Source organism: Enterobacter cloacae complex sp. S2, assembly GCF_015159675.1.
Lineage (GTDB): Bacteria > Pseudomonadota > Gammaproteobacteria > Enterobacterales > Enterobacteriaceae > Enterobacter > Enterobacter intestinihominis.
In genome coordinates, this window is sequence record NZ_JADDTS010000109.1 from 1 (window position 1) to 1,401 (window position 1,401).

The window sequence follows — 1,401 nt, forward strand, 5'->3', positions numbered from 1 at the left end:
GGGACGTTACCCCCTATATTTACTCAAACGAAGCCGCGATGACTTCCCCTGTGTTGGCGTTGAAAACACAAAAATACTGAAGCGGTATTTGCATCCCAAGGCTGTTAATCGCCTTAGCTTGTTGTCCGAACATTTGAATAGTTCGTTTGTTCTCGTCGTGCCAGAGGTAGGTGTTGAATACCGGCTGCGCTTCACTTAATTGCCATACATGGCGAAACGTCGCTTTCTTGTCCATTACCTGCTTGCACTCCCTGACCGGGTTATGGTGCGCTTTTGCATAGCATTCCGGGGCGCTGCCTAAGCACAAGGTCTTTTGTTTCGCTGCCGGGTGTTCTGCGCTTACAGCGGAAAATGCGCACACGCCTAGCACCAATGAGAGGGTTCCAATAATTCCCCATGAAACTGCGCGTAGCGTGCTGACCTGACGTTTTGAAACAATGCGAGCAACAAGTCCATAGCTGACGCAACTAAGCGCCACACCCGCCACCATTGGTAATAAAAAACCTGATCCCGCCATGATTCCCTCATTTTCAAAACCACATCACGCCTAATAGCGAATATTGGGGACGACCAACCGATAACGATCATAATACGGGTTTAGTTTAATTTGTCACTATTGGTGTTCATTTTGAGTCTTTACGATTGTAATAGTTTGAAACGCTGATGTGTGTGAGTTTGACCACAAATGAAGGCTTTTAGATTCAAAATGTCTCATATGGAGCGTGGCCTTACAGTGGTCAAGATTGCACATTCAGTGCATGAAAAAGACCTTGAGAATAAAGTTTGGCGAGCGGGTAAAAGAACTGCGCATTGCCACCGGAATGAGCCAGGAAGCCTTTGCTGATCGGTGTGGGTTTGCTCGTAGTTATATGAGTCGTATTGAACGTGGTGGCTCCAACGCGTCTCTTGATGCGATTGAGGTGCTGGCTAACGCTCTGAGCGTTGAGCCGTGGCAGTTGTTAGCGTCTGGCTTGTCTGAAGATAACGACCCGGAACTGTTGGTTCCATACGCGGCCGATGGCTCGTGCTTTAATCCTGGACTTGCGAGCAGTCGCGATGGTTCGTTTGGCGTAGGTGATAAAGCGGCTCAGAAGCGTTTTGGCACGTTTTCCGAAGCACTTGAGTATCTCCGTAGCATGGAGACCGCAAAGTGGCGTAGGCCTAATGCCAGTGGCAATTGGGGCATTGTGTCAGCGGTGCGATGGGACAAACTGAGAAGGTAGAGCAAGTATAAGTTTAAGAATTCTGAGGCTGTATGGATGAACAGTGTTTATTGGGTGCTAATATTCTACCGTTTCATCAGCTTTTTGTTTCTATAAGAGTGAATGAAACACCAAAATTCAGGTGCATTACGTAGGCGTTACGGTGGCATTTTTTTCAAGGCTAAGTCAAAGTAAGTGC

At 47.5% G+C, this 1,401-nt stretch carries 2 protein-coding genes; one reads left to right on the plus strand and one right to left on the minus strand.

Features of this window, described 5'->3' with window-relative positions; all coding sequences use genetic code 11:
* Positions 1–19: 19 nt before the first annotated feature.
* Positions 20–517 (minus strand): hypothetical protein, encoded by a 498-nt coding sequence (locus IPZ49_RS22980; protein WP_063146723.1) that lies wholly within the window; start codon positions 515–517, stop codon positions 20–22.
* Between the two features lie 241 nt (positions 518–758).
* On the opposite strand from IPZ49_RS22980, the gene IPZ49_RS22985 reads away from it, so the two are divergent.
* A complete protein-coding gene (locus tag IPZ49_RS22985) occupies positions 759–1,223 on the plus strand; it encodes a helix-turn-helix domain-containing protein (RefSeq protein ID WP_038424945.1) in 465 nt (154 codons plus the stop codon).
* Positions 1,224–1,401 lie beyond the last annotated feature (178 nt).